Source organism: Actinokineospora cianjurensis (assembly GCF_003663795.1).
In the GTDB taxonomy this organism is placed as follows: Bacteria; Actinomycetota; Actinomycetes; order Mycobacteriales; family Pseudonocardiaceae; genus Actinokineospora; species Actinokineospora terrae.
The window spans coordinates 1,715,177-1,741,826 of the sequence record NZ_RCDD01000001.1; the positions used below are offsets into that span (position 1 = coordinate 1,715,177).

Genomic DNA, 26,650 nt, shown 5'->3' on the forward strand with positions numbered 1-26,650 from the left:
CGAGCGGTGCTCCCCCACACAAAACAAGTCCGCCCCATCGAGCTGGGTTGGCACCAGCGGATCCGAGGAGCGTTGTTCGGCCAACGTCTGAGAGGGGCGCGTGGCTGGCCAACGTTGTAGAAGGCCGGGTGGGGGGCCAACGTTGGGGAGGGGCGCGGGTGGGCCAACGTTGTTTGGGGCGGGTGTGGGCCAACGCCTGTGAGGGCCGGGTGGGGGGCCAACGTTGTGAGGGGCGAGAGGACGGTCCGAGGTTGCCGAGCCCGACTGGGCTGAGCTGCTGCGATGGTCGCCTCTCTGCCTCTCTGCCTCTCTGCCTCTCTGCCTCTCTGCCTCTCTGCCTCTCTGCCTCTCTGCCTCTCTGCCTCTCTGCCTCTCTGCCTCTCTGCCTCTCTGCCTCTCTGCCTCTCTGCCTCTCTGCCTTGTCCCCCCCCCGGAGGTGCGGGAGCGCTCGGGTGGGGATGAAGTCGGAGGGCTAGTGGGTGGGGTTGAGGGTGGGGGGTGGGGTGGTGGGGTCGAGGGTGCCTTGGTGCCAGAGGCGGGCGTAGGGGCCGTTGGTGGTGAGGAGGGTGTGGTGGGGGCCTTGTTCGACTATGCGGCCGTTGGCCAGGACGACTATGTGGTCGGCTTGGGCGGCGGTGGCTAGGCGGTGGGCTACGACGAAGGTGGTGCGGTGGGCGGTGAGGTGTTGGCTGGCGCGCAGGACGGCGGACTCGGTGGCGGGGTCGAGGGCGGCGGTGGCCTCGTCGAGCAGGAGGATGTCGGGGGCGACGAGTTCGGCGCGGGCCAGGGCGATGAGTTGGCGTTGGCCAGCGGACAGGCCCTGGCCGCGTTCGCCGATGGGGTGGCGGAAGCCGCTGGTGAGGGTGGCGACCATGGGGAGGGCGCCGACGTCGCGGGTGGCGGATTCGATGGTGGCCGGGGTGGCGTCGGGGCGGCCGTAGGCGACGTTGCGGGCCACGTCGCCGGTGAACAGGTGGGCCTCCTGGGGGACGACGCCGAGGCGGGAGCGGTACTCGGACGGGGTGTACGAGCGCAGGTCGACCCCGTCGACCAGCACCGCGCCGCCGGTCGGGTCGTAGAAGCGGGCGATCAGCTTGACCACCGTCGACTTGCCCGCCCCGGTGGCCCCCACCAGCGCGACCGTCGACCCGGCTGGCACCCGCAGCGACAGCCCTGACACGGCGGGCCGGTCCGCGCCCGGGTACGTGAAGGTGACGTCCCGCAGCTCGACCTCCCCGTTCAGCCGGTCCGGCACCGGCGTCGGGTCCGCGGGCGGCACCACCGAGGTCGGCGTGCGCAGCAGGTCGGCGATCCGGCGCAACCCGACCCTGGCCTGCTGGTAGCCGTCGAACACGTTCGACAGTTGCTGCACCGGCGAGAAGAACAGCCCCAGGTACAGCAGGAACGCCAGCAGCACGCCGGGGCTCAGGTCCCCGGTCGCCACCCGGTTCGCGCCGACCACCAGCACCGCGGCCTGCCCGAGCCCGGACAGCATCGTCACGAACGGGAAGTACGTCGAGATGTAGCGCTGCGCCCGCAGCCTGGTCCGCCGGTAGGCGTCGCTGCGCTCGGCGAACCGCCGCGCCGACACCTCCTCGCGGGTGTACGCCTGTGCGACCCGCAACCCGGTCACGTTCTCCTGCATGTCCGCGTTGACCGCGCTGACCTCCTCCCTGGCCTGCGTGTACGCCGAGGACGCCAGCCGCTGGAAGACCACGGTCGCGACCACCAGCACCGGCACCACGGCCAACGCCACCAGCGCCAGCGACAGGTCGGTCACCAGCAGGGCCACCGTCACCGCGACCACGGTCACCACGCTGGCCACCGCCGTCGTCAGCCCGGTCTGCAGGAACGTCGACAACGCGTCCACGTCGGTCGTCATCCTGGTCATGATCCGACCGGCCAGCTCACGCTCGTAGTAGTCCAACCCGAGCCGCTGCAGGTGGGCGTAACTGCGCATCCGGAGCAGGTAGAGCAACCGCTCGCCGACGCGCGCGGTCAGCACCGTCGTCACTGCCGTGTTCAGCCACATCACCACGACCAACCCGGCCGCCAGGACCGTGACCAGCACCAGCGTGCTCACCGTCCCGGTCAGCACGCCCCTGTCGATCCCCTGCCGGAACAGCGCGGGCATCGCCACCGCCGTCACCGAGTCGAGGACCACCAGCCCGAGCACCACGGCCAACGCCCACCGCGCGGGCCGCAGCAGCCCGCGCAGCCGGAACCCCGGATCGGGCGCCGTCGGGTCCTCCCCGCGCAGCTGGGGCTCCTCGACGGCAGGCGGCAGGGCCCGCACCTGGGCCAGCAGCTCGTCGGTCGCCGGTATCCCGCTCAGCGCCGCGCTCGTGCCGCCGCCGCCCATGCGCCCACCCCGACCACCGGGCGCCCCGATCGCCTGCTGCGCTGCCCGCACCGCCACCGGCGCGTCCGGCGCGGTGTCCGGCCACAGCGCCGCCGTGATCCCGTCCGGCCCCGGCGCCGCCGCGACCGCGCCCCCCGGCTCCTCGATCGCCTCACCCGGCCCGGCCAGCAGCGCCCGGTACAGGTCGCACCGCCCGGTCAGCTCCGCGTGCGTGCCGACGTCGACCACCTTGCCGCCGTCGAGCACCGCGATCCGGTCCGCCAGCGCCAGCGTCGACCGGCGGTGCGCGATCAGCAGCGTCGTCCGCTCCGCCGTCACCGCCCGCAGCGTGTCGTGGATGGCCGACTCGGTCAGCGTGTCCACCGCCGAGGTCGCGTCGTCGAGCACCAGCACCCTGGGGTCCGACAGCAGCGCCCTGGCCAACGCCACCCGTTGGCGCTGCCCACCGGACAGCGTCAGCCCGCGCTCACCGACCACCGTGTCGTACCCCTCGGGCAGCGCGGTGATGAACTCGTGCGCCTGCGCCGCCCGCGCGGCCGCCTCCACATCCGCCGCCGTCGCGTCCGGCCTGCCGTAGGCGATGTTCGCGCGCACCGAGTCCGAGAACAGGAACGCCTCCTCGAACACCACCCCGACCGTGCCGCGCAACGACGCCAGCCGCAGGTCGCGCAGGTCGACCCCGCCGATCCGGATGGCACCGGACTGCACGTCGTAGAACCGGGGCAGCAGCAGCGACACCGTCGACTTGCCCGACCCCGCCGTCCCCACCAGCGCCAGCGTCTCCCCTGGCGAGATCCGCAGGCTCACCCCGTCGAGCACCGGCTCGCTGCGCGTGTACCCGAACCGCACGTCGTCGAACTCCACCGCGACCGGGCCCGCGGGCACCGCCACCGCGTCCGGCTTCTCGGTCACGTCCGGCTGCGAGTCGACCAGTTCGTAGACCCGCTCCACCCCGGCCCTGGCCAGCTGCGCGTTCACCAGCAGCCCGGCCAGCATCCTGGTCGGCCCCACCAGGTTCGCCACGTACCCGGCGAAGGCCAGGAACGTGCCCAGGGTGACCTGACCGCGCAACGCCATGTACCCGCCGAGCGCCAGCACCGCCACCTGCCCGGCCGCTGGCATCGCCACCAGGGTCGCCGCGGGCCGCGAGGTGATCCGCGCACTACGCATCCGCTCCGCATAGAGCCGCCGCGCCACCCGCTCCAGCCGCGTGACCTCCCTGGCCTCTTGGCCGAACCCCTTCACCACGCGCACCCCGGTGACGGTCTCCTCCACCTGCTGCGCGACGTCGGCAGCGGTCTGTTGCGCCGACCACGTCGCCGGGAACAGTCGCGTCCTGCTCCGCACGGCCACCACCGCGACCACCGGCGTCACCACCAGCGCGACCACGGTCAGCAGCGGCGAGAGCCACAGCATCGCGCCCAGCGCCAGCACCGCGAACACCACCGTGCCGACCGACAGCGGCACCATCATCAGCAGCCCCTGCACCAGTTGCAGGTCGGTGATCGAGCGGGACACCACCTGCCCGGTGCGCAGCGCGTCCTGCTTGCCGCCGTCGAGCCGCTGCACCGCGCGGAACACCGCCTGGCGCAGGTCGTGCTGCACGTCCAGGGCCAGCCTGCCGCCGAGGTACCGGCGCAGGAACGCGCTGGCGAAGGTCAGCACCTCCAGGCCGACCAGCCCGGCGACCAGCCAGCCGAGCCCGACCGTGTGCCCGGCCACCGCGTTGTCGATCACGAACTTGACCAGCAGCGGCCCGGCGGCCTGGAAGCCGACGCCGATCACCGAGGCGGCCAGGGCGGACAGCACCAGGGCGCGGTGTCGCCAGCAGGCGCTGCTGAGTCGGCGGATCCAGCCGGGGGATGTCATCACCCGGCCAGCGTAAGCACGAGGCCGCCCTCCGGGTGGAGAGCGGCCTCGGCCTGTGCACAACCCAGGGGGTTGTGGATGACTCAGGTGATGTCGCGCTTGGCGTTGCGGGCCAGCCCGGCGCCGAACAGCGCGGCCGTCCAGGCCAGGAAGATCAACCCGCTCACCCAGAGCGAGAACGCGCCAGGCGCACCGGCCGCCGCCCGCACCACCGTCTCGATCCGGTCCTCGGTCTCGGCGTCGATCGAGCCGCCCGCGCCCAGCACGATGCCCTGGATCTGGTCGAACAGCAGCGCGCTCGCGGTCGACCCGGTCAACCCGTTCGCCGAGCCGTTGAGCATGACGCCCGCCAGGTTCGGCACCTCCGTGCCCGCCAGCAGCAGCTCGCTGACCGGACCGATGATCAGCGAGTAGACCAGCAGGATCACCACGGACCCGGTGGTCGAGCCGATCAGCGCGCCGACGCCGACCCCGACCAGGGTCCACAGCACGATCTGGATGATCCCGGCGAGCAGGATCAGGAACCACTGCTTGCCCTCGGGCAGGTAGTTGCTCGTCGCCCCGGTCGCGGTGCCCGCGCTGACCAGCAACGCCACCGCGACGCCGTAGATCAGGCCCCAGATGACGTAGGTGATGCCCTTCGCGCCGAGCACCGCCGCCCTGGTCGGCCCGGTCAGGAACGTGGTGGTGATCGTCCGGTGCCGCAGCTCCGAGGAGATCGCCAGCGCGCCGAAGACCATCGGGAAGATCGACGACAGGTTGATCGCCCTGGTCAGCGCGATCACCGACCAGGAGATCTCGTCGATGGGCACCCGGAACCTGGCGAACACCGAGTCGTTGGCCAGGCTGTCGGCCGCGTCGGTGGCCAGCGCCGACCAACCCCACGCGACCAGGAACGCCATCACCAGCGCCGGGATGAGCAGCGCCCACCACAGCTTGGTGGTGAGGATCTTGCGGAACTCCGCCGAGATCAAGTCGCCCATCAGACCTTGCCCCCCTCGCCCGTCGAGCCCTGGCCGGGAGCCTCGCTGTTGGGTGTGTCGCTAGCGGGTGTGTCACTGCCGGGTGCGTCCGGCGTGGTCGGATCGGGTACGCCCGGGGGCGGCGGTGCCGGTGCTACCTCGACGGGCTTGACCTCGGGGGTCGTTGCCTGAGTCGGCTGCTCTTCGGACAACGCGCTCGGCGGCTGCTCTACCGGAGCGGTAGGGGCAGGGACGGCAGGTGGCTGGTACGGCGAAGTGGGCTGCGGCGCCTGGTAGGGCGACTGCTGCTGGTACTGGGCCTGGTACGGATCCACCGGCGCCTGCTGGGGATAACCCTGCTGAGGCACGCCGGGAGCCCCGACTACGCCAGGAGCACCGGGCACGCCGGTAGCACCGGGCACGCCAGGCTGCTGGAACCCGCCGGTCTGCTGCGGGTACCCCGCCTGCTGCTGGTAGGGCGAGGGCTGCTGGAACTGCGGCGCGGCCTGGTACCCGCCGTACTGCGGTGCCTGCTGCTGCGGCACCTGCTGCTGCGGGTAACCCCCGTACTGGGGCGCCTGCGGTGCCGCCTGCGGCGCGCCGAAGCCCGATACCTGCTGCCCGCTGTCGAACCCGGGCGGCGCGTACCCCTGCGCACTCCACTGACCGCTGGTCAGCCGGAAGAACAGCTGCTCGAGGTCGGCCTGCTCCTCCTGCACCCCGTACAGCGCGATGCCCGCCTTGGAGGCGATGTCACCGACCTGCTGCACCGTCGCGTCGACCACCGCGAGCCTGCCGTCCGGCAGCAGCGTGACCGAGGTGTGCCCGGCCTCCTGCAGCGCGGCGGCCAGGGCCTGGGCGTCGGCTGGCTGCACCAGCACCCGGCTCTGCTGCGAGCGGCGCAGGTCGTCGAGGCCGCCGTAGTACACCGTCTGGCCGCGGCTGACGATCACCACCTGGTCGATGGTCTGCTCGACCTCGGCGAGCAGGTGGCTGGAGATCAGCACCGTCCGCCCGGTCGCGGCGAAGGACTTGAGGAAGGTGCGCAGCCACGCGATGCCCTCCGGGTCCAGGCCGTTGGCCGGTTCGTCGAGCACCAGCACCTGCGGGTCGCCCAGCAGCGCGGTGGCCAGCGCCAGCCGCTGCTTCATGCCCAGGGAGAACCCGCCCGCCTTGCGGTTGGCCGCGCCGCCGAGGCCGACCAGCATCAGCACTTCCATCGCCCGCTGGTCGGGCAGGCCCATCGCGGCCGTGTAGACCCGCAGGTGGTTGATGGCCGTGCGCTTGGGGTGGAAGCCCTGGGCCTCCAGCACCGCGCCGACCACCCGCCCCGGGTTGCCGAGCCGGTGGAACGGCTGGCCGTTGATGGTCGCCTCACCCGATGACGGGTTCACCAGCCCCAACAGCATCCGCAGCGTCGTCGTCTTCCCGGCGCCGTTCGGCCCGAGGAACCCGGTCACCGAACCCGGCTCCACCTGGAAGCTCAGGTTCTGGACCGCGGCCACATGGCCGAAGTTCTTGGTCAGGCCGCGCACCACGATGCGACCACTGCCGTCCTGCACAGGCTCCTCCAGCTCGCCAGCCCCGTCGTGGCGGACATCTTGCCCCATGCCCACCCCGGCCCGTGGGGTCGCGGCCGACAAAGTCGCCTGGACTGCCCGAACCGTTCACCGTGCGCCGACCTCGGGGTCACCCCGCGTCAGCGTGCCGTTCTCCTGGGGAGTCGTCGCGCACGACGGGTATCCGGTCGGTCACCTCGCACGGGGACTCCGGCGGGACCAACCTGGCCTGCCTGGCGAACGGGTTGCGCAGCGGCAGTTTCCGCTCCCGGTGCGGCACGCCCTCGCCGATCAGGTGCTCGTGCGCCATCCGCCACACCTGGCACGGCCACCGCTTCCCGCGCAGTCCGCGCAAACCGGCCGGGCACGCCTCGCAGCGGCCTTCCTCGTCGGGCTGGTGGACCGTCAGCAGCAACCGCCACCCGTCGGCGAGCCTGCTGATCTCCGCGCGGGCCAGGGGGAGCAACGTGGACGCGTCAGCGGATCCGGCGGCCTCGTCCAGCAGCGCCAACCGGCGCAGCACCGCGGCGCGCAGCGGCTCGCCCGTGTCCCCGGTTCTGGCGCTGTCGGCGTCGTCGGCGCCCGCCAGGTCACGGCCTACCCGATCACGGTCGGCACCGCCCGCGCGCCACACGGCGCGATCAGCCCGCCGCGCCGTCGAGCGCCCGACCGGCCGCCTGGTCCAGCACCAGACCGAGCGAGCGGGTCTGCTGGGCGGAGAGCACCGCGGAGGCGCCCGGTGGCGGCACGAGCACCACCCGGTCGTCCTCGACCAGCACGGTCAACGCGCGGTCCCTGCCGAACGGGTCGTGGCACCCGACGCACCAACGAGGCTCAGTCACCGATCAAACATCGACCGAACCGGAGCGCCACCCAAGCGGCCACCGCCGGATTCACCCCATCGCGAGCTTTCTCACCCGTTGGAGCCCAATGCCCTCCGACAAGTAATCAGGACTCGCCACCCCCCAGTGCGGCGCCGCGAGCGGATTGCGCTTAAGCTGGATCTCGGTGGCCCGCTCCCAGTGACCCCCAGGCTGGTTGAGCGGGCCGCCCTCACAACACCCCCGTGTGCCCACGGAGATCGTGGGCCGGGGTTGTTTCGTTCGTATCTCCCGGGGGCCGAGCCCCCGGAGCCCCCACGGTGCGGTGGACGTCGGACTCGGCGGATCCAGCCGGGTGTGTTCCTGCTGGACTCAGTGGGTCTCGTTCGGCAATGCGGGTGGCGATTGTTCGCCGTGGTCTTGCTATTGCGAATGGCCGACTACAACGCGTTCGGCCTCGGTGGGATTCGAGGTCGGCGTACCGGCTCCCTGATCCCTGCGTGCAGGGAGCCGGTACACCTCGTTGGCCGTCCGAAGTGGTGATCGGCACCGGGGGAAACCGGGTCCGAACGGCGCTGGGGTCGTGCGTCGGGGGAAGCCCCCGACCGACTAGGCGAGGACGGTGGCGAGCGGGGTGCTCGGCAGCGAGTGCGCTGCGGCCACGGGGGCGTTGGTGAGGTGCCCCTGGTGCGTGTTGAGGCCGAGGGCGAGGGCGTTGTCGCTGCTCAGGGCCTTGTGCCAGCCCTGGTTGGCCAGCGCGACCGCGTACGGCAGGGTCACGTTGGTCAGCGCGAAGGTCGAGGTGTTGGGCACCGCGCCCGGCATGTTCGCCACGCAGTAGAAGATCGAGTTGTGCACCGGGTAGGTCGGGTCGGCGTGCGTGGTCGGCCGCGAGTCCTCGAAGCAGCCGCCCTGGTCGATGGCGATGTCGACGAGCACCGAGCCCGGCTTCATCTGCGCGACCAGCGCGTTGGAGATCAGCGTCGGCGCCTTCGCGCCCGGCACCAGCACCGCGCCGATGACCAGGTCGGCGTCCTTGGCGACCTGCTCGACGGCGTAGCGGTTGGAGGTCAGGGTGCGCACCCGGCCGTTGAACTGGGCGTCGAGCTGGCGCAGGCGGTCGACGTTGGTGTCGAGCACGGTGACGTCGGCGCCGAGGCCGAGCGCGATGGTGGCCGCGTTCACGCCGGACACGCCGCCGCCGATGACGGCGACCTTCGCGGGCAGCACGCCGGGGACGCCACCGGGCAGCACGCCGCGGCCGCCGGAGGGCTTCATCAGCGCGAACGCGCCGACCTGCGGTGCCAGCCGACCGGCCACCTCGGACATCGGGGCGAGCAGCGGCAGCGCGCCGTTGGCGGTCTGCACGGTCTCGTAGGCGATCGCGGTGGTGCCCGCCGCCAGCAGCGCCCTGGTCAGCGCCTCGTCGGCGGCCAGGTGCAGGTAGGTGAACAGGGTCTGGCCCGCGCGCAGGCGGGGGTACTCGACCGCGATCGGCTCCTTGACCTTGAGCACCAGGTCGCCCTCGGCCCACACGTCGTCCGCGGTGGCCAGGACCTTGGCGCCAGCGGCCAGGTACTCCTCGTCGGTGATGGCGGAGCCGAGGCCCGCGCCCGCCTCGACGAACACGTCGTGGCCGCGTGAGGTCAGCTCGTGCGCCCCTGCCGGGGTCAGCGCCACCCGGTACTCGTGGTTCTTGATCTCACGGGGAACGGCGATCTTCACCGGGGCTGTCCTCTCGGGGTCCGTGGCGAGGCCGGCTGCGGCTAGGCCATCTGGGGTGTCGTGTACCACGGTCGTGCAGCGCACGGCGCCTGTCATCGTTCTGCGGCACCGAGAGTAACGGCGGGCCGTTGTGCTCGCAGCACAGTCACCGACGGGTTACCCCGACCGGTCGGGTCAGCTCCAGCGGAGCGCGACGAGCTGGGTGAGCAGCGCCAACCGGGTGTCCGGGTCGCCCAGATCGGCGTCCACCGCGGCGGTGATGCGCGACATCCGGTACCGCAGCGTGTTCGGGTGGATGGACAGCGCCGCGGCCGCCGCCCTGGGGTCGCCGGGGTGGCGCAGCCACTCGTAGAGCGTGTCGAGGTACCAGTCGGCGTCCTCGCGGGAGCGCAGCTGCGCCAGCGGCCCGACGTGCGCGATCCCGGCGCCGGTCGAGGCGACGGCGGTGCGGTGCAGCACCAGCACCGCCCACACGTCGTCGTGCGCGGCGACCGGCCCGGTCACCAGCCCGGCCCGCAGCAGGCTCAGCGCCTCGTCCGCCTCGGCCCTGGACCGGGCCAGGTCGCTGACCGGCACCGGCGTCCCGGCCGCGACCAGCGGACCGGTCGGCGTCGACAGCGCCTCGCGCAGCGCGGACCACCCGCCGGACCCGGCGACGTCCGGCACGATCGCGTAGAGCACCCCGTGCACGTCGGCGACGGCCGGTCGGCGCCCGACGCCCTCGGTCAGCCGCTCCAGCAGCGCCAGCCGCACCCCCTCGGCCCTCGGGTCGTCGGCCTGCGCGTCCATCGCCACCACCCGGTGCGGCTCGTCGGCGAGGTCGAGCTCGGCGGCGACCAGCCGGGCGCTGCCGGTGCCGTCGAGCGCCGAGCGCACCAGCTCCGCCGAGCGCCTGCGGTCGCTGTCCTCGCGGGCCCGCCGCCGCAGCAGGTGCAGCGCGACCACCGGCGCGGTGTCGGCGAACGCGGCGGCCCGCTCGTCGGAGACCGGCCCGGCCACCACCGCCCACATCGAGCCGAGCAGCTCCCCGCCCATCCGCACCGGCACGATCAGCCGCGGCAGCGTGCCGTCCTGCTGCGCGGGCACGAAGATCGCGGTGCGGCCCCGGCTCAGCTCCCGGAACACCCCGCGCGAGCGGAACCGGGCCAGCACGTCGTCGGGCACCCGGCGGCCCATGATCGTCGACACCCGGGCCGGGTCGGTGCGGTCCTGGCGGGCGGAGTAGGCCAAGACCCGGGAGTTGGCGTCCTCGATGGTCACCGGCGCGTCCACCACCGCGGCCGCGGCGTCGGCGAGCCGGAACAGGTCGCCGAACGGGCCGGGGTTGAGCGCGTCGGTCGCCTCGTCCGCCGCCGCGTCGAGCACCGAGCGCAGCAGCCACACCAGCTGCGCCCACGCCGTCGCCGAGTGCACCTCGACCAGGGCGACCCGGGCCTTCTGCGCGGCGGTGCGCACGGCGGTCCTGGCGGCGTGCGGCGGCTTGAACAGGACCGCCGCGGCGCCGTGCTGCCCGCACAGGCGCACCAGCTCCACCGCGTCCGCCGTGGACGCCGTGGCCACGCCGAGCACCAGGTCCCCGGCGGACACCTGGGTGCGCTTGGCGGCCTCGGCGATCACCACGTCGGTCACCACCGGCGTCGGGTCGGGGGTGTGGACGGTGCGCAGCAGCGTGGGACCCATCCGGTCGACCACACCGGGCACCGTGATCATCGCGCCACCTCCAGGTGGTCACGGTAGCGGGAGCGGGCCCGTCGCCTGTGGACGGTCAGCGCGCGGTCGCGGCGGAGAGCCAGGTCAGGCCCGCCACCGCCGTCATACCCGCCTCGTTGGGGTGCATCGGCACCGCGGGCGCGGCGGGGCGCAGCGGCTCGACCCAGCGCCGGTGCGCGGGTTGGCAGGCGTCGTGGGTGATCGAGTACGGGTAAGGGTTCACGAACCGCGCACCCGCTGCTCTTGCCCGCTCGCCCAGCGCTACGTTCAACGCCTTCTCCGCGCGGTCGAAGTACGCGGTGTCCCCGGCTGCGAAGGGGACTTGCGGCCAACACCCCTTGGTCGGCGGCAAGATCCTGAGGTAACCGACAACGATCACGGTCGCGCGCGGGGACCGCTGTTTGATCTCGGCGAGCACGCGGTCGACAAGGCCGCCCACGCGGTCGACCCGGTCGAGCAGTTCGTCACCGCCGCCCGCGGTGTAGTGGTCGCGGCACGGCGAGCCGTTCGGGTCCTGCGCGCCGAGCCGGGCGCAGGTGGACAGGATCTCGCCGAACCCGAAGTCGTTGCCGCCGATCGTGATCGTCACCAGGTCGGTGTCGGCGCGCAGCACGGCGAACTGCGCAGGATTCTCACCTTCGGGCACCTGCTGCGGCTGGGTCATGTGCACAGTCGTCGCGCCGCCGCAACTGACGTCGGTGAATCGGGTGACACGCAGCCACCGCGCCAACTTGCCCGCGTAGTTCGCAGAGGAACGTCCACACCCCGGCGGTGTGCCGTTCTGCGCGGGGATCCCCGGTCCAGCAGCGTAAGAGTCGCCCAGCGCGACGTAGTGCTGGAACACCGGTCGTGGGGTCACTGCCGTCGATGGGGTCGCGGCAGCGCAAACGAGGAACACCGAAAGGGCCATCGCGGCGGCGCGCATGCCCCGATCCTCACCCGGCCGAGTGGTATCAGCAACCGTTTCGGATATTCCAGACTGTGGACGGCCTGCCGGGCACCCGGTCAGCGCAGCTAGCTTCCTCCATACGGCTGTCAGCTAGACGATCACTCCCGAGGAGACCGAACATGACCGACTCCGCCGCCTGGTCGTTCGAGACCAAGCAGGTCCACGCGGGAGCCGCGCCGGACCCGACGACCGGCGCCAGGGCGACCCCGATCTACCAGACCACCTCGTACGTCTTCCGCGACAGCCAGCACGGTGCCGACCTGTTCGCCCTCGCCGAGCCGGGCAACATCTACACCCGGATCATGAACCCGACCCAGGACGTGCTCGAGCAGCGCGTCGCGGCGCTGGAGGGCGGCGTCGCCGCGCTCGCGTTCGCCTCCGGGTCGGCGGCCACCACCGCGGCCATCCTCAACCTCGCCGTGGCAGGCGACCACATCGTCTCCAGCCCGTCGCTCTACGGCGGCACCTACAACCTGTTCCACTACACGCTGCCCAAGCTCGGCATCGAGGTCAGCTTCGTGGAGAACCAGGACGACCCCGAGCAGTGGCGCGCGGCGTCGCGGCCCAACACCAAGGCGTTCTTCGCCGAGACCCTGGCCAACCCGGGCAGCAACGTCCTCGACATCCGCACCGTGGCCGACACCGCGCACGAGGTCGGCGTGCCGCTGATCGTCGACAACACGGTGCCCACCCCGTACCTGCTGCGCCCGATCGAGCACGGCGCCGACATCGTGGTGCACTCGGCCACGAAGTACCTCGGCGGCCACGGCACGACCATCGCGGGCGTGCTCGTCGACGGCGGCACCTTCGACTTCGGCAAGGACCCGGCCCGCTTCCCCGGCTTCACCGAGCCGGACCCGAGCTACCACGGCCTCAAGTACTGGGAGGCCCTCGGCCCCGGCGCCTACGCCGCCAAGGCCCGCATCCAGGGTCTGCGCGACACCGGCGCGTCCATCTCGCCGTTCAGCGCCTTCCTGATCCTGCAGGGCATCGAGACCCTGTCGCTGCGCATCGAGCGGCACGTGGCCAACGCGCAGGCGCTGGCCGAGTGGCTGGAGCAGCGCGACGAGGTGGAGAAGGTGTACTACGCCGGTCTGCCGTCGAGCCCGTTCCACGCCGCGGCGCAGAAGTACCTGCCGCGCGGCGCAGGCGCGATCGTCTCGTTCGACCTGCGCGGCGGCGTCGAGGCGGGCCGCAAGTTCGTCGACGGCACCGAGCTGTTCAGCCAGCTGGTCAACATCGGCGACGTGCGCAGCCTGATCGTGCACCCGGCCAGCACCACCCACAGCCAGCTGGTCGAGGAGGAGCAGCTGTCCTCCGGCGTCACCCCCGGCCTGGTCCGGCTGTCGGTCGGCATCGAGAACCTCGAGGACCTCAAGGCGGACCTGGAGGCAGGCTTCCGGGCCGCCAAGGCCGAACTGTGAGCACCACCCCCCTTCCCGCCACCGGTGCGTGGCGGGAAGGGGACCCCCCGGGGCGCCGCCAGTGGGTCGCGCTCGACGGTCCGGTCCCGGGGGCCCGCATCGCCTACGAGACCTGGGGGACGCTGGCGCCGGACCGGTCGAACGCGGTGCTCGTGGAGCACGCGCTGACCGGCGACAGCCACGCCGCCGGACCCGCCTCGGAAGGCCACCCGACCGTCGGGTGGTGGGACGGCCTGATCGGTCCGGGTCGCGCGGTGGACACGGACCGGTACTTCGTGGTGTGCCCCAACGTCCTCGGCGGCTGCCAGGGCACGTCCGGCCCGTCGAGCCCCGCTCCGGACGGCCGCGCCTGGGGGAGCCGGTTCCCCTTCGTGGGAATCCGCGCCCAGGTCGCCGCCGAGGTGGTTCTGGCCGACGCGCTGGGCATTTCCCGTTGGGCCGCCGTGCTGGGCGGGTCGATGGGCGGCATGCGCGCACTGGAGTGGGCTGTCGCCACACCCGACCGGGTCGCCGCGCTGCTGCTCCTCGCCTGCCCGGCCGCCGCCTCCGCCGAGCAGATCGCCTGGGCCTCGCCGCAACTGCACGCCATCCGCTCAGACCCGTACTGGCAAGAGGGCGATTACCACGACACCCCCGCAGGCCCGGTCGACGGCTTGGGCATCGCGCGCCGCATCGCCCACGTGACCTACCGCAGCGAACCCGAACTCGCCGCCCGCTTCGGCCGAGTCCTCCAACCAGACGGCCGCTTCTCCGTCGAGTCCTATCTGGACTACCACGCCGCCAAGCTGGCCCACCGCTTCGACGCCGCCAGCTACGTCCTGCTCACCGAAGCCATGAACGGCCACGACATCGGCATCGGCCGCGGTGGCATCCCTGCTGCCCTAGCCCGCATCACCGCCCGAACCCTCGTAGCCGGTGTAGACAGCGACCGCCTTTACCCCCTGGCCCAACAACAACTCCTAGCCACCCACATCCCCACCGCAGACACCCTCCACACCATAACCTCCACCGCAGGCCACGACGGCTTCCTCACCGAGACGACCCAACTTTCCGCCCTACTCAAGGAACTCCTCTAGCGCCCGAGGCGTCGTGCGCGTGGTCCCTGCCTCACCCGCTAGGTCGATGAACTCGAACCAGGCGACGGGTTGCTCATTGCCTGCCCGCTAACCCCGTGCAGTCGAAGTCTTGGGTGTGCAGCAGCCCCAACTTCCTCGCATGCAGCCAGCGCTGATCTCTACCCTGCCTTCACGATCATTGGTCCAAACATGCCGCTCTGAGTCGTTGGCCGAACCGCGCTCCTCGGATCCGCTGGTGCCAGGCCGGCTCGATGGGGTGGACTTGTTTTGTGTGGGGGGACGATGCCCGTAGCGTCGCTCACCGTGGCAGGGCCTGCTTTTGGGCCCCTGCTTTGTGGTTCTGCCTGGGTGTCGTAGGGGCCCCGCGCAAAACAAGTTCGCCCCATCGAGCTCTTCGCTTTCTCGCGCCCCACCGCAATGCCGCAGGCGAGCCGTCCACCCCCGTCGACCGCGCAGCCGAGCACAAGAGCCGGACATGGGAAGTGTAACGAGACGCGACGGAAAAACGACCCAAGTGGGAGTGTCGTTGGAAGCTCCATCGCGCCACCGATAACCTCCACGTCAAAGCGATAGTCGAGGAACCTGCAACGTGAACGATGCAATATCTGGTTGGCTGGACCAGAATATGGAGCGTGTTGCCGTTCGGCAGAGGTCTCAAGCCGACACGGCGAAGCTCGTGGTCACCTTCTCCACTGCGGTGTCCGCTACCCTCGTTGGAACAAGTCTCCAGGTCGACATCCCGAATTGGTGGGACACGGCAGCCAGTTTTCTGCTTGCCATCTCATGTCTCCTCGCGATCGCCGTGATTTTCGGTGACAGGCTCCGCGAACCTGACCCCAGGGATGAACTGGTCCGGGCGTATTCCGAGCAGCGAGACGAGTTGGTGGTACTGGCGGAGTTGCGGAGGAGCGCGGTCGAGGCGGCCAAGATCAACGACAGGATCCTCCAAAAGATGTCGTACTTGGTGAATCTCCAGATCAGCTTCGCGGCCTTTGCTGCGATCTTCTCGCTGGTTGCACTCACCTACATCAGATGGGCGTGACCGCGGATGGATGAGGTTGACAGGATACCGTTGAAGATCAGTGGGCACGGTATACTTCGTGGCCCCTGGGAGCGCAAGTGGGAAGCCGCTGCGCGCATCGAGGCGGATGAGTTCATCCAGCAGATCGGCGCGTTGGAGCGAACCTCGGAGGAAAGTCCTGGCGATCCCGCGAGGAAGCAAGATGCTGAGACTTCGCTGGCAGCGGTCGGCGAGCGACGAGCCAGTTCCGAGGTGCATCGACTGCTGGCTGCCACGAGTGGGCCGGTTCGTCAGAAGAGGACACTCGTTGCCCTCTCCGCGGCGGCCGCAGTGCTCGCAATCACGGGGACTGCGGTCGCCCTGCTTCCGCCTGCGGAGCGATTGCGAGGTTCGGATCACTACCAGATCCAGCCGGCATCCCAGATCGGACCGCCAGTGTCCAGAGTGGCTTCTCGTCCATCCGCGAACTTTGTCTCGATAGACGCACGGGAGACCTTGAACGACATCCTGATCGACGACCGCGCCAAGGTCGAGTCCCTGGTGGGGCGGTGGGTTCCGCAGGTTTTCTCGATGGCTCCAGGAACTGACTTCGGGCCGGTTACTTACGACTATCCCGAGATACTGCAGCGAGTCAGGGCTATTCGTGAAGTGTATCCGAATACCCTGTTGCTGAACTCCAGCGACTATACCAGCTTCCAGCGGGGCGGATTTTATGTCGCAGTCATAGACCGGCCGGAGTCCGATGCGGGCGAGGTGTTGGATTGGTGCAAGTCGCAGCGATTTCAACGGGAAGATTGCCTGGCGAAGCGGTTGAGCCATACTGAAGGGCCTGCGACGGCAACCCTGTTGAGGTAGACGAATCAGCCGACCGCCCACCCCAGCAGCCCCTCACACCCAGCAGTGCCTCACTCCTCCCGCACCCACGAAGGCACCGCCAACCCCCGACTAACGCACTCCTCCGACAACCGCAAAGTCCACCGCAACGCCTGCACCATCAACGTCGCCATCTCCTCCGGCGCCGCGTTGGTCAACGCGATCTCGATCTGCGCCTTGGCCCCATCCGTATCCCCGTGCACCTGCGCCAACAACGTCCGCACAGCAGTGCGCACCGGCGGATCGGCCTCGTCGATCGGGACCTCGTGCCCGTCGTCGTCGTACACCTGCATCTTCACCGGCGTGGTCCCGCCGGACCCGAGGGCCGAGACCATGGCGCTGCACTCGTGGAAGAGGAGGAGCATGAGTTCTCGGGCGTCGACGTGGCTGTTGGGGGTTGATCGGACGGCGGCGGCCACGCGGTCGAGGGCGCCGTCGTCCTCGCCCGCGCGCATGGCGGCCAGGGCGCCCGCGGCGGCGTTGGTGAGGCGCTGCCTGCGCGCCGGGTCGGACTCGTCCACGTCCCTCATCCTGCAATAGCGGGCCGCCGCGTGGGGAGGTCGGTCGCTCAGTTGGCGGTGAGCGGTGGTTGGGGGTTCACCCGCGCGCGGGGGCGATGTCGTCCACCCCGCCGGACGGCCGAACGCCGGACCTTCGGCTGTGCGGACGCCCTGCGCGGCCCACCAGGTGGCCTCGGCGTGGTCGCGGACGCCGAGCACGCCGACGGAGGCGCCCGCCGAGCGCAGTGCCGCGATCAGCTCGACGGTGGCCCGGACCGGGACGGCCTCGCGGGGCAGCCAGTCCGGGCGCCATCCCTCGAACGGGTCGGACAGGATGACCGTCCGCACGCCGAACCGCTCCACCATGGCCACCTCGCGGGGACCTCCGGTGAACCCGTGCACCGCGGTGATGACGCCGATGTCACTGAGGGTGCGCAGGTTGTCCTGCGCGTCGCCGCGGCAGCCGAGTACCGCGGCGGTGTCGAGGCCGATCTCCAGGGAGCCGGGTGCCGCGCAGGTCGCGCCGAGCACCGCGTTGACCGTGGCCGACAGGTCGGCGTCGGCGGACTGGGTCGGCGACAGCAGCACCCGGTGCACGGCCTCGTCCTCGTCGACGACCGGCTCGAACCGCGCCAGCCAGCGGTCCAGGTGCTCGGCGGACCTGGTCAGCAGCCACGGCCCGAGCGGCACCGACAGGCCGGTCAGCTCGGCGAGTTCGGCGGCGTCGCGGTCGGCTGTCAGGTGGGCCAGCGCGCGCACCCGGACCGGTGTGAGGTCCGCGAGCCGCACGACCGGCTGGTAGGCGATCCGCAGCTCACCGTTCTCCCAGGCCGCGGGCAGCCCGGTGGCCAGCGTGCCGAGCTTGCGCGCGGCCCGGTCGGCGTGGGCGTCGAACTCGGTCCACTGGTGCTTGCCCAGCGACCGCGCGTGCCGCAGGGCAGCGTCAGCGGCCCGGAACATCTCGGTCGCGGACATCTCCGCCTTGGTGCAACGGACCGCGCCGGTGGTAGCGCTAACCGCGAGCCCGACGCCACCGCCGTCATAGTCCGGTTCGGACAATTCGGCCTCTAGCGCACTCACGAGCGTCGACACCGGCGGCGGAGGGCTCTCATGTGCGATCAGGACCGCGAACTCGTCACCACCGATGCGCGCGACCAATGCCTTCTTGGCCGAGACCGCCGCTGTGAGCCGGTTGGCCACCGTGCGCAGCACACGGTCACCGGTTGAGTGTCCATAAGTGGTGTTGACCAGTGCGAACGCGTCTAAATCAAGGCAGAGCAGCGTGAGCAACCGCTCCGGTGGCATCTGCGCGTGCATCGCCTCCAGCCGCGACTCGAAGTGCATCCGGTTCGGCAGCCCGGTCAACGCGTCGTGCAGGCTCTGGTGGCTCAGCTGGTTGCCGAGCAGTTGGATCTCGCTGAGGTCTTGCACCATCGTGACCCGGTAGCGCGCGACCCCGTTGTCGTCTCTGAGCATTGACGTCGTCAGGTAGACCCACGCGGTGTCACCACCAGGTCTGATCACCCTTCGCCGGTCAGCCTCACCGACCACGAGCGGTGGCTCGTCGTCGTCGGCGATGAACTCCACCAGAGTGCGCTGCCGCAGGTCCTCGGTCGGCCGCCCCAGGATCGTGGCCAGCGCGGGGTTGGTCTCGACGAACGTGCCGTCCAGTTCGGTGATCGCGATACCGACCGCGGCCGCGTCGAACACCTCCCGGAACCGGCTCTCGGTGGCCCTGCGGTCCCGCTCGGCGCGCTGCTTGGCGGTCAGCAGCGCCAGCTTCATGTTCTCCTGCTGGGCCAGCGTCCGCTTGCGCAGCGCCGCGGCGTACCCGGCGGAGACTGACGCGAGCAGCCTGGCCACCGGCCGCGCGCCGTACCCGGCGTCGGTGAGCCCGTCGGCCAGCACGCCGAGGGAGCCCTCCAGGGTGCTCTCCCCGGTCAGCGCCCCCTCGACCATCAGCTCACCGGTCCTGAGCCCGACCGAGGTATCCGGCTCGGCCACGGCGAGCGTGTCGGTCAGCCTGCCGAGCAGGGCGGTGAGCAGTGTGCGCACCTCGGTCGACGACCTGGGCACGTAGGCGGTGGCGGCGACGACGCGCATCCAGGCGGTGACGAGCCCCGCTTGGTCGCCGTCCGGGTCTTGGGCTGGGTCAGGCATGGCTCATGGCGTCAGCGCTTGCGCCCGACGCCCGCGTAGATCCCGGCCCGGTTGGGGTCGCCGCCGTCGTCGAAGCCCAGGTCGGGCCGCCACAGCGCGGTCGGCACGATCCCCGGCTCCACCAGGTCGAACCCGGCGAACAGGGCGGTGATCTCGGCGTGCGAGCGCGGGTACATGGGGTCCCTGCTCGACTTCATGACCTCGACGATGCGGTCCATCTCGGTCGGCATCAGGTCCCTGGTGAACTGGGAGAACGCCAGGTACGACCCGGGGGCGATGGCGTCGCGGTACCGCGCGACCAGCCGCGCCGGGTCCTTCTCGGGCGCGACGAAGTGGAACACCCCGGCCATCAGCAGCCCGATCGGCTGGTCGAAGTCGAGCAGCTCGCGGGTCTGGGGCGCGTCCAGGATGTCCTGCGGGCGGGTCAGGTCGGCCTGCACGATGGTCGCCAGCGGGTTGTCGGCGAGCATCATCGTGCTGTGGGCGTAGGCGACTTCCTCGTAGTCCACGTAGACGACCCGCGACGTCGGGTCCGCGGTCTGCGCGATCTCGTGCACGTTGCCCACGGTCGGGATGCCGGAGCCGAGGTCGAGGAACTGGCGCACCCCGAGCTCGACGAGCATCAGCACCGAGCGCCGCAGGAACGACCGGTTGTGCCTGGCGATCTCGCGCCCGTTGGGCTGCGCCTTGATGAACCGCTCCGCCAGTTCCCGGTCGTGGGCGAAGTTGTGCGCGCCACCGAGCAGGTAGTCGTAGAGCCGCGCCGCGCTCGGCCGCTCCAGATCGATCCCATCCGGGACCCAGCTGGTCGCGTCGGCGCCAGCCCCGTCCATCCCCGGCACGCTCACCCGTCGCCGCCCGTCACTTGGTCTGCTCACCGCTCGGTGACCGGAAGGTTACTCACCCGACAGGGTAGCCGGACAGGAGCCGAACGTCTTGCCGCACCAGGGACGTTGGGCTCGCCCGGCCGGGGCCGAGTGGATGGCGGCATCCGCCCAGGTGAGGCATGGTCTAGGCCATTGACGTCCGTTCAGGCACGTGCAGGCACTAAGGCGGCTAAGGCCATTCCTGTGAGTAGGTCGGCCATCTGGGCGCGGTCGAGGTGCCTGCTGTGCGGGGTCGAGTTGATCAGCCCGAACACCGCGTGCGCCTGGGCCCGCGCGGTCGGCTCCTCCGTCTCGGGCACCGCGGTCCTGACCACCTCGACCCACAGCTCGACGTAGCGGCGCTGCAACCCGCGCACCTTGCGCCGGTCCGGGTCGGTCAGGTTGCCCAGGTTGCGCTCCTGCACGGTGATCAGCGCCGGGTTGTCCAGCGCGAAGTCCACGTGGAACCGGACCAGGTCGCCCAGGGTGTCGTGCGGCGAGCGGGCCGCGCCGACCCTGGACTGGCCGCCGTCGAGCAGCACCTCGCTGATGGAGGTGAGCATCTCGCCGAGCATCGCGTCCTTGGACCGGAAGTGCCGGTAGAGCGCGGGACCGGAGATGCCGACCGCCGAGCCGATGTCGTCGATGCCCACCCCGTGGAACCCGTGTCTTGCGAACAGCTCCGCCGCCGCCGCGAGGATCTGCTCCCGCCTGCTCGGCTTGTCCGCGACGGGCTCCGCTGCTGGTGACACCAGTTCATCGTATGGCAGGGGGGTGTAGGGGGTTAGCGGTGACTAACCGGATGGCGTTCACCAAGTGGCAAGGGTGAATAAGTTACCGAGCAGTTCCGTGTTCGCCCGGTGGCTGGTAGTGATGATCCTGTCGGGAATCCCTCCCTGCCCCGGAGGCTTTTAATGCGTGTCCCCAAGACCCTGCCCATCGTCGTCCTGGCCGTGTTAGCGCTGGTCGGCCTGGCCACCCCCGCCTCAGCCGCCGTCGGCAAGTACGTCGCCCTCGGTGACTCCTATTCGTCCGGACTCGGTGCCGGGAGCTACGGCAGCAGCGGCTCGTGCAAGCGCAGCGCCAACGCCTACCCCCAGCTCTGGGCGAACTCGCACGCCCCGTCCGCCTTCACCTTCGCCGCCTGCTCCGGCGCGGTGACCCAGGACGTGCTCAACGGCCAGGTCGGTTCCGTCACCTCGGACACCGCGCTGGTCACCATCTCCATCGGCGGCAACGACGCCGGGTTCGCCAACGTCATGACCGAGTGCAACCTCAGCTCCGACTCGGCCTGCGTCAGCCGCAACCAGACCGCCCAGAACTTCGCCCGCACCACCCTGCCGGGCAGGCTCGACTCGGTCTACCGCGCCATCCGCGACCGCGCCCCCTCTGCCCGCGTCGTGGTCTTGGGCTACCCGCGCATCTACAAGACCAGCGGCTCTTGCGTCGTCGGCCTCAGTGAGACCAAGCGCGCCGCGATCAACCAGTCCTCAGATGTCTTGGCCACGGTCACCTCGGCCCGCGCCGCCGCCTTCGGCTTCACCTTCGTCGACACCCGCACCACCTTCACCAACCACGAGATCTGCGCCGCCAGCACCCGCTGGCTCAACAGCATCACCTGGCCGGTCGAGGAGTCCTACCACCCCAACACCACCGGCCAGAACAGCGGCTACTACGCCGCCCTCCGCGCCGTCACCGGCTGACCGCGCACCACCTGTTCGGAACCACCTGCTCGGAACCACCTGATCGGACACCTGATCGGACTCACCTGATCGGACTCACGGAGGGGCCGCCCGGCGCTCGGGCGGCCCCTCCGCCGTGCCCGGATCTGTCCCCCGTTCGGGTGCGCGTCCGGTGTGTCCCGCCCCGGCGTCCCACCATGGAGGCACCCCCTGCGGACAGGGCCGGACGGAGCAACCGGGCCGCGCGCTGGACCTGGGTGTTAGCGAGCGCTAACATCCGGGTGGCAGTTAACGGTGGCTAACAGCGCGAGGAGCGGGATGGACGCGCCCAGGTTGCGCAGTGCCGTGGATCCGGCGGACGAGGCTTTCCAGCGCAACGCCAAGTCGCACGACGAGTTGGTGCACGACCTGCGGGACCGCCTCGACCAGGCGGCGCTCGGCGGGCCGGAGAAGGCGCGCGCCCGGCACGTCAGCCGGGGCAAGCTGCTGCCGAGGGACCGGGTCGACTCGCTGCTCGACCCCGGGTCGCCGTTCCTGGAGCTCTCCCCGCTGGCCGCGACCGGCCTCTACGGCGACGACGCGCCAGCGGCCGGGGTGATCACCGGGGTCGGGCGGGTGTCCGGCCGCGAGGTCGTCGTCGTGGTCAACGACGCCACCGTCAAGGGCGGCACGTACTACCCGATGACGGTCAAGAAGCACCTGCGCGCCCAAGAGGTGGCGCTGCAGAACAACCTGCCCTGCGTCTACCTGGTCGACTCCGGCGGCGCGTTCCTGCCCAAGCAGGACGACGTGTTCCCCGACCGCGACCACTTCGGCCGGATCTTCTTCAACCAGGCCACCATGTCCGCCAAGGGCATCCCGCAGATCGCCGCCGTGCTCGGCTCGTGCACCGCGGGTGGCGCCTACGTCCCGGCGATGAGCGACGAGGCCGTCATCGTTCGCGACCAGGGCACGATCTTCCTGGGCGGCCCGCCGCTGGTGAAGGCCGCGACCGGCGAGGTCGTCTCCGCCGAGGAACTGGGCGGCGGCGACGTGCACTCCCGGGTCTCCGGCGTCACCGACCACCTCGCCGACGACGACGCCCACGCGCTGCGCATCGTCCGCTCCATCGTCAGCACCCTCGGCCCGCGCGCCGCGCGCCCGTGGGAGGTCGCCCCGGTCGAGGAGCCCGCGGTCGACCCGTCGACCCTCTACGGCGTCGTGCCGACCGACTCGCGCACCCCGTACGACGTGCGCGAGGTCATCGCCAGGGTCGTGGACGGCAGCCGGTTCCGCGAGTTCAAGAAGGAGTACGGCTCGACCCTGGTCACCGGGTTCGCCCGGATCCACGGCCACCCGGTCGGCATCGTCGCCAACAACGGCGTGCTGTTCGCCGAGTCGGCGATGAAGGGCGCGCACTTCATCGAGCTGTGCGACCAGCGCTCCATCCCGCTGCTCTACCTGCAGAACATCACCGGCTTCATGGTCGGCCGCGACTACGAGGCAGGCGGCATCGCCAAGCACGGCGCGAAGATGGTCACCGCCACCGCCTGCGCCCGGGTGCCCAAGTTCACCGTCGTCATCGGCGGCTCGTTCGGCGCGGGCAACTACTCGATGTGCGGCCGCGCGTACTCGCCCCGCTTCCTGTGGATGTGGCCCAACGCGCGGATCAGCGTGATGGGCGGCGAGCAGGCCGCGTCCGTGCTGTCCACCGTGCGCCGCGACCAGATCGAGGGTGGCGGCGGCGACTGGTCGGCCGAGGACGAGGAGGCGTTCAAGGCGCCGATCCGCGACCAGTACGAGGCGCAGGGCAATCCGTACTACTCGACCGCCCGGCTGTGGGACGACGGGGTCATCGACCCCGCCGACACCCGCCAGGTGCTCGGCCTGGCGCTGTCGGCCGCGGCCAACGCGCCACTGGACCCTGTCCGCTACGGCGTCTTCCGGATGTGAGCATGTTCTCCAGTGTCCTGATCGCGAACCGGGGCGAGATCGCCGTCCGGGTCATCACCACCCTGCGCAGGCTGGGCATCCGGTCGGTCGCGGTCTACAGCGACGCCGACGCGGGCGCCCGGCACGTGCGCGAGGCCGACACGGCCGTGCGCATCGGGCCTGCCGCCGCGCGTGAGAGCTACCTGGCCATCGACAAGGTCGTCGCGGCAGCGGTGAACTCCGGCGCCGAGGCGGTGCACCCGGGGTACGGGTTCCTCGCCGAGAACGTCGAGTTCGCGCGGGCCTGCGCCGCCGCGGGGCTGGTGTTCATCGGGCCGCCCGCGTCCGCCATCGATGCGATGGGCGACAAGATCCGGGCGAAGCTGACTGTTAGCGCTGCCGGGGTGCCTGTCGTTCCCGGGCGCACGCAGCCAGGTATGTCTGACGACGACCTGGTGGCCGCCGCGGAGGAGATCGGCTACCCGGTGCTTCTTAAGCCGTCCGCGGGCGGTGGCGGTAAGGGCATGCGGCTGGTCGAGTCGGGTGATGGGCTGCGCGCGGCCATCGAGTCGGCGCGGCGCGAGGCCCGTGGGTCTTTCGGCGACGAGACGCTGCTCATCGAGCGCTTCGTGTTGCGGCCCAGGCACATCGAGATCCAGGTGCTGGCCGACTCGCACGGGCACGCGATCCACCTCGGTGAGCGCGAGTGCAGCCTCCAGCGGCGGCACCAGAAGATCATCGAGGAGGCGCCGTCCCCGTTGCTGGACGAGGCCACCCGGGCGCGGATGGGCGCGGCGGCGGTCGACGCGGCCAAGGCCGTGGACTACAGCGGCGCGGGCACCGTCGAGTTCATCGTCTCCGCCGACCGGCCGGACGAGTTCTTCTTCATGGAGATGAACACCCGGCTCCAGGTCGAGCACCCGGTCACCGAGCAGGTCACCGGGCTGGACCTGGTCGAGCAGCAGATCCGGGTCGCCGCGGGGGAGCCGTTGGCCCTCGTGCAGGACGACGTGGTGCTGCGCGGGCACTCGGTCGAGGCCCGGGTGTACGCCGAGGACCCGAGCACCGGCTTCCTGCCCACCGGCGGGCGCGTGCTCGACGTGCGGTCGTCCACAGCGGACTGGGCGCGGCTGGACTCCGGGCTGCTGCCCGGTTCCGTCGTCGGCTCCGATTACGACCCGATGCTGGCCAAGGTGATCACCTGGGGCGCCGACCGCGCCCAGGCCATCGACCGGCTGTCCTCGGCGCTGGCGTCGACGGCGGTGCTCGGGGTGGGCACGAACATCGCGTTCCTGCGGGCGCTGCTTGCCGACGAGGACGTGCGCGCGGGCAGGCTCGACACTCAGCTGGTCGAGCGGCGGCTGGACGAGCTGACCAAGGCCGAACCGGTGCCGGACGAGGTGTTCGCGGCGGCGGCGCTGGACGAACTGCTGGCGTTGCAGCCCGCTGACGGCGTGGTCGACCCGTGGTCGGTGCCCAGCGGGTGGCGGGTCGGTCGAGCGGCCGCGATCCCGTTCCGGCTGACCTGCGGTGACCGGGACGTGACGGTCCTGGTGACTGGATCGCCTGCTTCGGCCCAGGTCCAGGTGGGCGACGGGTCTGTTGTGGACGCATCGGTGTCGCTTGTGGATGGCTCGCTCCTGGTGACCTACGGTGGCCGGAACCTGCGGTACGCCAGGGCGTTGGCTGACGAGACGCTGTGGCTGGCCGCTGAGGGCCGGACCTGGGCGGTCGCCGAGCGCTCCACTTCGGAGGGTGCCGCTGCCGCCAGTGGCGGTGGCGGTCCGATCACCAGCCCGATGCCGGGCACGGTGCTGGTCGTGAAGGTCTCGGCGGGCGAGTGGGTGGTCGCGGGCGCGCCGCTGCTGGTCGTCGAGGCGATGAAGATGGAGCACACCATCACCGCGAAGGTCGACGGTGTGGTCTCCGAACTGCTGGTGCACGCGGGCAACCAGGTCGCGCTGAACCAGACCCTTGCCGTGGTAACCCCATCGGAGGACTGACGTGATCGACCTGACCCTGCCCGAGGAGCACGAGGCGCTGCGCAAGACCGTGCAGGAGTTCGCCCGCGAGGAGGTCGCCCCGGTCATCGGCGACTTCTACGAGCGGGAGGAGTTCCCGTACGAGATCGTCGCCAAGATGGCCGCGATGGGCCTGTTCGGCCTGCCCATCGACGAGGAGCACGGCGGCATGGGCGGCGACTACTTCGCGCTGTGCCTGGCGCTGGAGGAACTCGCGCGCGTCGACTCGTCGGTCGCGATCACCCTGGAGGCGGGGGTGTCGCTCGGCGCGATGCCGCTGTACCGCTTCGGCACCGACGAGCAGAAGCAGCGCTGGCTGCCCGCCCTTGCCGCCGGTGAACGCCTGGGCGCCTTCGGGTTGACCGAGCCGGGCGGCGGCTCCGACGCTGGTGCGACCCGGACCACGGCTCGGCTCGACGGCGGCGAGTGGGTGATCAACGGCTCGAAGGCGTTCATCACCAACTCGGGCACCGACATCACCTCGCACGTCACGGTGACCGCGGTGACCGGCGTGAAGGCCGACGGCCGCAAGGAGATCTCGACCATCATCGTCCCGTCGGACACCCCGGGCTTCAGCGTCGGCAAGAAGTACTCCAAGGTCGGCTGGAACGCCTCGGACACCCACGAACTCGCCTTCGACGACGTGCGGGTGCCAGAGGCGAACCTGCTCGGCGAGCGCGGCCGCGGGTACGCGCAGTTCCTGTCCACTTTGGACGAGGGCCGGGTGGCGATCGCGGCGCTGTCGGTCGGGCTGGCCCAGGGGTGCGTCGACGAGTCGCTCAAGTACGTCCGCGAGCGCGAGGCGTTCGGCCGCAAGATCGGCGAGTACCAGGTCATCCAGTTCAAGATCGCCGACATGGAGACCCGCGTCCACACCGCCCGCCTCGCCTACTACGCCGCCGCCGCCAAGATGCTGCGCGGCCAACCCTTCAAGCGCGAGGCCGCCATCGCCAAACTCGTCGCCTCCAACGCCGCCATGGACAACTCCCGAGAAGCCACCCAGATCTTCGGCGGCTACGGCTTCATGAACGAATTCCCCGTAGGCCGCTTCTACCGCGACGCCAAGATCCTCGAAATCGGCGAAGGCACCAGCGAGGTCCAACGCATCCTCATCGCCCGCGAACTCGGCCTGGGCTGAGTCTTCGCTGCTCGGGGGACA

Annotated in this window: 19 protein-coding genes; 8 read left to right on the top strand and 11 right to left on the bottom strand. The window is 70.9% G+C overall.

Annotation, left to right across the window (positions count from 1 at the left end; translation table 11 throughout):
- Positions 1 to 472: 472 nt before the first annotated feature.
- The 8 genes from CLV68_RS08195 to CLV68_RS08230 all read right to left on the bottom strand — a co-directional run bounded on the left by CLV68_RS08195 (position 473) and on the right by CLV68_RS08230 (position 11,867).
- Positions 473 to 4,231: an ABC transporter transmembrane domain-containing protein gene (locus CLV68_RS08195; RefSeq protein WP_121389850.1), complete on the bottom strand. Its 3,759-nt coding sequence runs from the start codon at positions 4,229 to 4,231 to the stop codon at positions 473 to 475.
- A gap of 83 nt (positions 4,232 to 4,314) precedes the next feature.
- Positions 4,315 to 5,214, bottom strand: a complete 900-nt coding sequence (locus tag CLV68_RS08200; protein ID WP_121389851.1) for a hypothetical protein — start codon at positions 5,212 to 5,214, stop codon at positions 4,315 to 4,317.
- Positions 5,214 to 6,803 (bottom strand): ABC transporter ATP-binding protein, encoded by a 1,590-nt coding sequence (locus CLV68_RS08205; protein WP_425454825.1) that lies wholly within the window; start codon positions 6,801 to 6,803, stop codon positions 5,214 to 5,216. The genes CLV68_RS08200 and CLV68_RS08205 overlap by 1 nt, the downstream gene beginning before the upstream one ends.
- 79 nt (positions 6,804 to 6,882) lie before the next feature.
- The gene (locus CLV68_RS08210; protein WP_246009718.1) at positions 6,883 to 7,386 is read right to left on the bottom strand and encodes a hypothetical protein; all 504 of its coding nucleotides are present in this window, start codon (positions 7,384 to 7,386) and stop codon (positions 6,883 to 6,885) included.
- Positions 7,387 to 7,393: 7 nt separating this feature from the next.
- Entirely contained in the window at positions 7,394 to 7,594 is a 201-nt protein-coding gene (locus tag CLV68_RS08215; RefSeq protein ID WP_092778259.1) for a hypothetical protein, read from the bottom strand.
- Positions 7,595 to 8,182: 588 nt separating this feature from the next.
- Positions 8,183 to 9,298 carry an alanine dehydrogenase gene (ald, locus tag CLV68_RS08220; protein WP_121389853.1) on the bottom strand — a complete coding sequence of 372 codons (1,116 nt, stop codon included), beginning with the start codon at positions 9,296 to 9,298 and terminating at the stop codon, positions 8,183 to 8,185.
- A gap of 174 nt (positions 9,299 to 9,472) precedes the next feature.
- Positions 9,473 to 11,008, bottom strand: coding sequence for a PucR family transcriptional regulator (locus CLV68_RS08225; protein ID WP_121389854.1), 1,536 nt, complete (start codon positions 11,006 to 11,008; stop codon positions 9,473 to 9,475).
- 55 nt (positions 11,009 to 11,063) lie between these two features.
- Complete coding sequence (locus CLV68_RS08230) at positions 11,064 to 11,867, bottom strand: SGNH/GDSL hydrolase family protein (RefSeq protein ID WP_246009719.1); 804 nt, start codon at positions 11,865 to 11,867, stop codon at positions 11,064 to 11,066.
- A gap of 209 nt (positions 11,868 to 12,076) precedes the next feature.
- Between CLV68_RS08230 and CLV68_RS08235 the strand changes: the two genes are divergently transcribed.
- From CLV68_RS08235 to CLV68_RS33315, 4 genes are all read left to right on the top strand, one after another.
- Entirely contained in the window at positions 12,077 to 13,381 is a 1,305-nt protein-coding gene (locus CLV68_RS08235; RefSeq protein ID WP_121389856.1) for a bifunctional o-acetylhomoserine/o-acetylserine sulfhydrylase, read from the top strand.
- On the top strand, positions 13,378 to 14,457 hold the full coding sequence (metX, locus tag CLV68_RS08240; protein ID WP_121389857.1) for a homoserine O-acetyltransferase MetX: 1,080 nt from the start codon (positions 13,378 to 13,380) through the stop codon (positions 14,455 to 14,457). The genes CLV68_RS08235 and metX overlap by 4 nt, the downstream gene beginning before the upstream one ends.
- A gap of 589 nt (positions 14,458 to 15,046) precedes the next feature.
- Positions 15,047 to 15,499 carry a hypothetical protein gene (locus CLV68_RS08245; protein ID WP_147459912.1) on the top strand — a complete coding sequence of 151 codons (453 nt, stop codon included), beginning with the start codon at positions 15,047 to 15,049 and terminating at the stop codon, positions 15,497 to 15,499.
- Positions 15,500 to 15,505: 6 nt separating this feature from the next.
- Positions 15,506 to 16,333, top strand: coding sequence for a hypothetical protein (locus tag CLV68_RS33315; RefSeq protein ID WP_147459913.1), 828 nt, complete (start codon positions 15,506 to 15,508; stop codon positions 16,331 to 16,333).
- Positions 16,334 to 16,383: 50 nt separating this feature from the next.
- On the opposite strand, the gene CLV68_RS08250 is transcribed toward CLV68_RS33315, so the two are convergent.
- The 3 genes from CLV68_RS08250 to CLV68_RS08260 form a co-directional block, all read right to left on the bottom strand.
- Positions 16,384 to 19,011: a diguanylate cyclase domain-containing protein gene (locus tag CLV68_RS08250; protein WP_121389859.1), complete on the bottom strand. Its 2,628-nt coding sequence runs from the start codon at positions 19,009 to 19,011 to the stop codon at positions 16,384 to 16,386.
- 11 nt (positions 19,012 to 19,022) lie between these two features.
- Positions 19,023 to 19,844 carry an SAM-dependent methyltransferase gene (locus CLV68_RS08255; protein WP_121389860.1) on the bottom strand — a complete coding sequence of 274 codons (822 nt, stop codon included), beginning with the start codon at positions 19,842 to 19,844 and terminating at the stop codon, positions 19,023 to 19,025.
- Positions 19,845 to 20,041: 197 nt separating this feature from the next.
- On the bottom strand, positions 20,042 to 20,632 hold the full coding sequence (locus CLV68_RS08260; RefSeq protein ID WP_121389861.1) for an SACE_7040 family transcriptional regulator: 591 nt from the start codon (positions 20,630 to 20,632) through the stop codon (positions 20,042 to 20,044).
- Between the two features lie 159 nt (positions 20,633 to 20,791).
- On the opposite strand from CLV68_RS08260, the gene CLV68_RS08265 reads away from it, so the two are divergent.
- The 4 genes from CLV68_RS08265 (at position 20,792) to CLV68_RS08280 (ending at position 26,629) form a co-directional block, all read left to right on the top strand.
- Positions 20,792 to 21,580, top strand: coding sequence for an SGNH/GDSL hydrolase family protein (locus tag CLV68_RS08265; RefSeq protein WP_121389862.1), 789 nt, complete (start codon positions 20,792 to 20,794; stop codon positions 21,578 to 21,580).
- Between the two features lie 297 nt (positions 21,581 to 21,877).
- Positions 21,878 to 23,491, top strand: a complete 1,614-nt coding sequence (locus CLV68_RS08270; protein ID WP_121389863.1) for a carboxyl transferase domain-containing protein — start codon at positions 21,878 to 21,880, stop codon at positions 23,489 to 23,491.
- Between the two features lie 2 nt (positions 23,492 to 23,493).
- Entirely contained in the window at positions 23,494 to 25,473 is a 1,980-nt protein-coding gene (locus CLV68_RS08275; RefSeq protein ID WP_121389864.1) for an acetyl/propionyl/methylcrotonyl-CoA carboxylase subunit alpha, read from the top strand.
- 1 nt (position 25,474) lies between these two features.
- Positions 25,475 to 26,629, top strand: coding sequence for an acyl-CoA dehydrogenase family protein (locus CLV68_RS08280; protein WP_121389865.1), 1,155 nt, complete (start codon positions 25,475 to 25,477; stop codon positions 26,627 to 26,629).
- Positions 26,630 to 26,650 lie beyond the last annotated feature (21 nt).

What these genes read in the sequence shown, in the direction of transcription:
- CLV68_RS08235 (WP_121389856.1), top strand. Translation starts at nt 12,077, where the DNA reads ATGACCGACTCCGCCGCCTGGTCGTTCGAGACCAAGCAGGTCCACGCG.
- CLV68_RS08265 (WP_121389862.1), top strand. Translation starts at nt 20,792, where the DNA reads ATGCGTGTCCCCAAGACCCTGCCCATCGTCGTCCTGGCCGTGTTAGCG.
- CLV68_RS08255 (WP_121389860.1), bottom strand. Translation starts at nt 19,844, where the DNA reads ATGGACGGGGCTGGCGCCGACGCGACCAGCTGGGTCCCGGATGGGATC.
- CLV68_RS08250 (WP_121389859.1), bottom strand. Translation starts at nt 19,011, where the DNA reads ATGCCTGACCCAGCCCAAGACCCGGACGGCGACCAAGCGGGGCTCGTC.
- CLV68_RS08270 (WP_121389863.1), top strand. Translation starts at nt 21,878, where the DNA reads ATGGACGCGCCCAGGTTGCGCAGTGCCGTGGATCCGGCGGACGAGGCT.
- CLV68_RS08205 (WP_425454825.1), bottom strand. Translation starts at nt 6,803, where the DNA reads ATGGGGCAAGATGTCCGCCACGACGGGGCTGGCGAGCTGGAGGAGCCT.
- CLV68_RS08195 (WP_121389850.1), bottom strand. Translation starts at nt 4,231, where the DNA reads ATGACATCCCCCGGCTGGATCCGCCGACTCAGCAGCGCCTGCTGGCGA.
- CLV68_RS33315 (WP_147459913.1), top strand. Translation starts at nt 15,506, where the DNA reads ATGGATGAGGTTGACAGGATACCGTTGAAGATCAGTGGGCACGGTATA.
- CLV68_RS08275 (WP_121389864.1), top strand. Translation starts at nt 23,494, where the DNA reads ATGTTCTCCAGTGTCCTGATCGCGAACCGGGGCGAGATCGCCGTCCGG.
- CLV68_RS08200 (WP_121389851.1), bottom strand. Translation starts at nt 5,214, where the DNA reads ATGGGCGACTTGATCTCGGCGGAGTTCCGCAAGATCCTCACCACCAAG.
- CLV68_RS08225 (WP_121389854.1), bottom strand. Translation starts at nt 11,008, where the DNA reads ATGATCACGGTGCCCGGTGTGGTCGACCGGATGGGTCCCACGCTGCTG.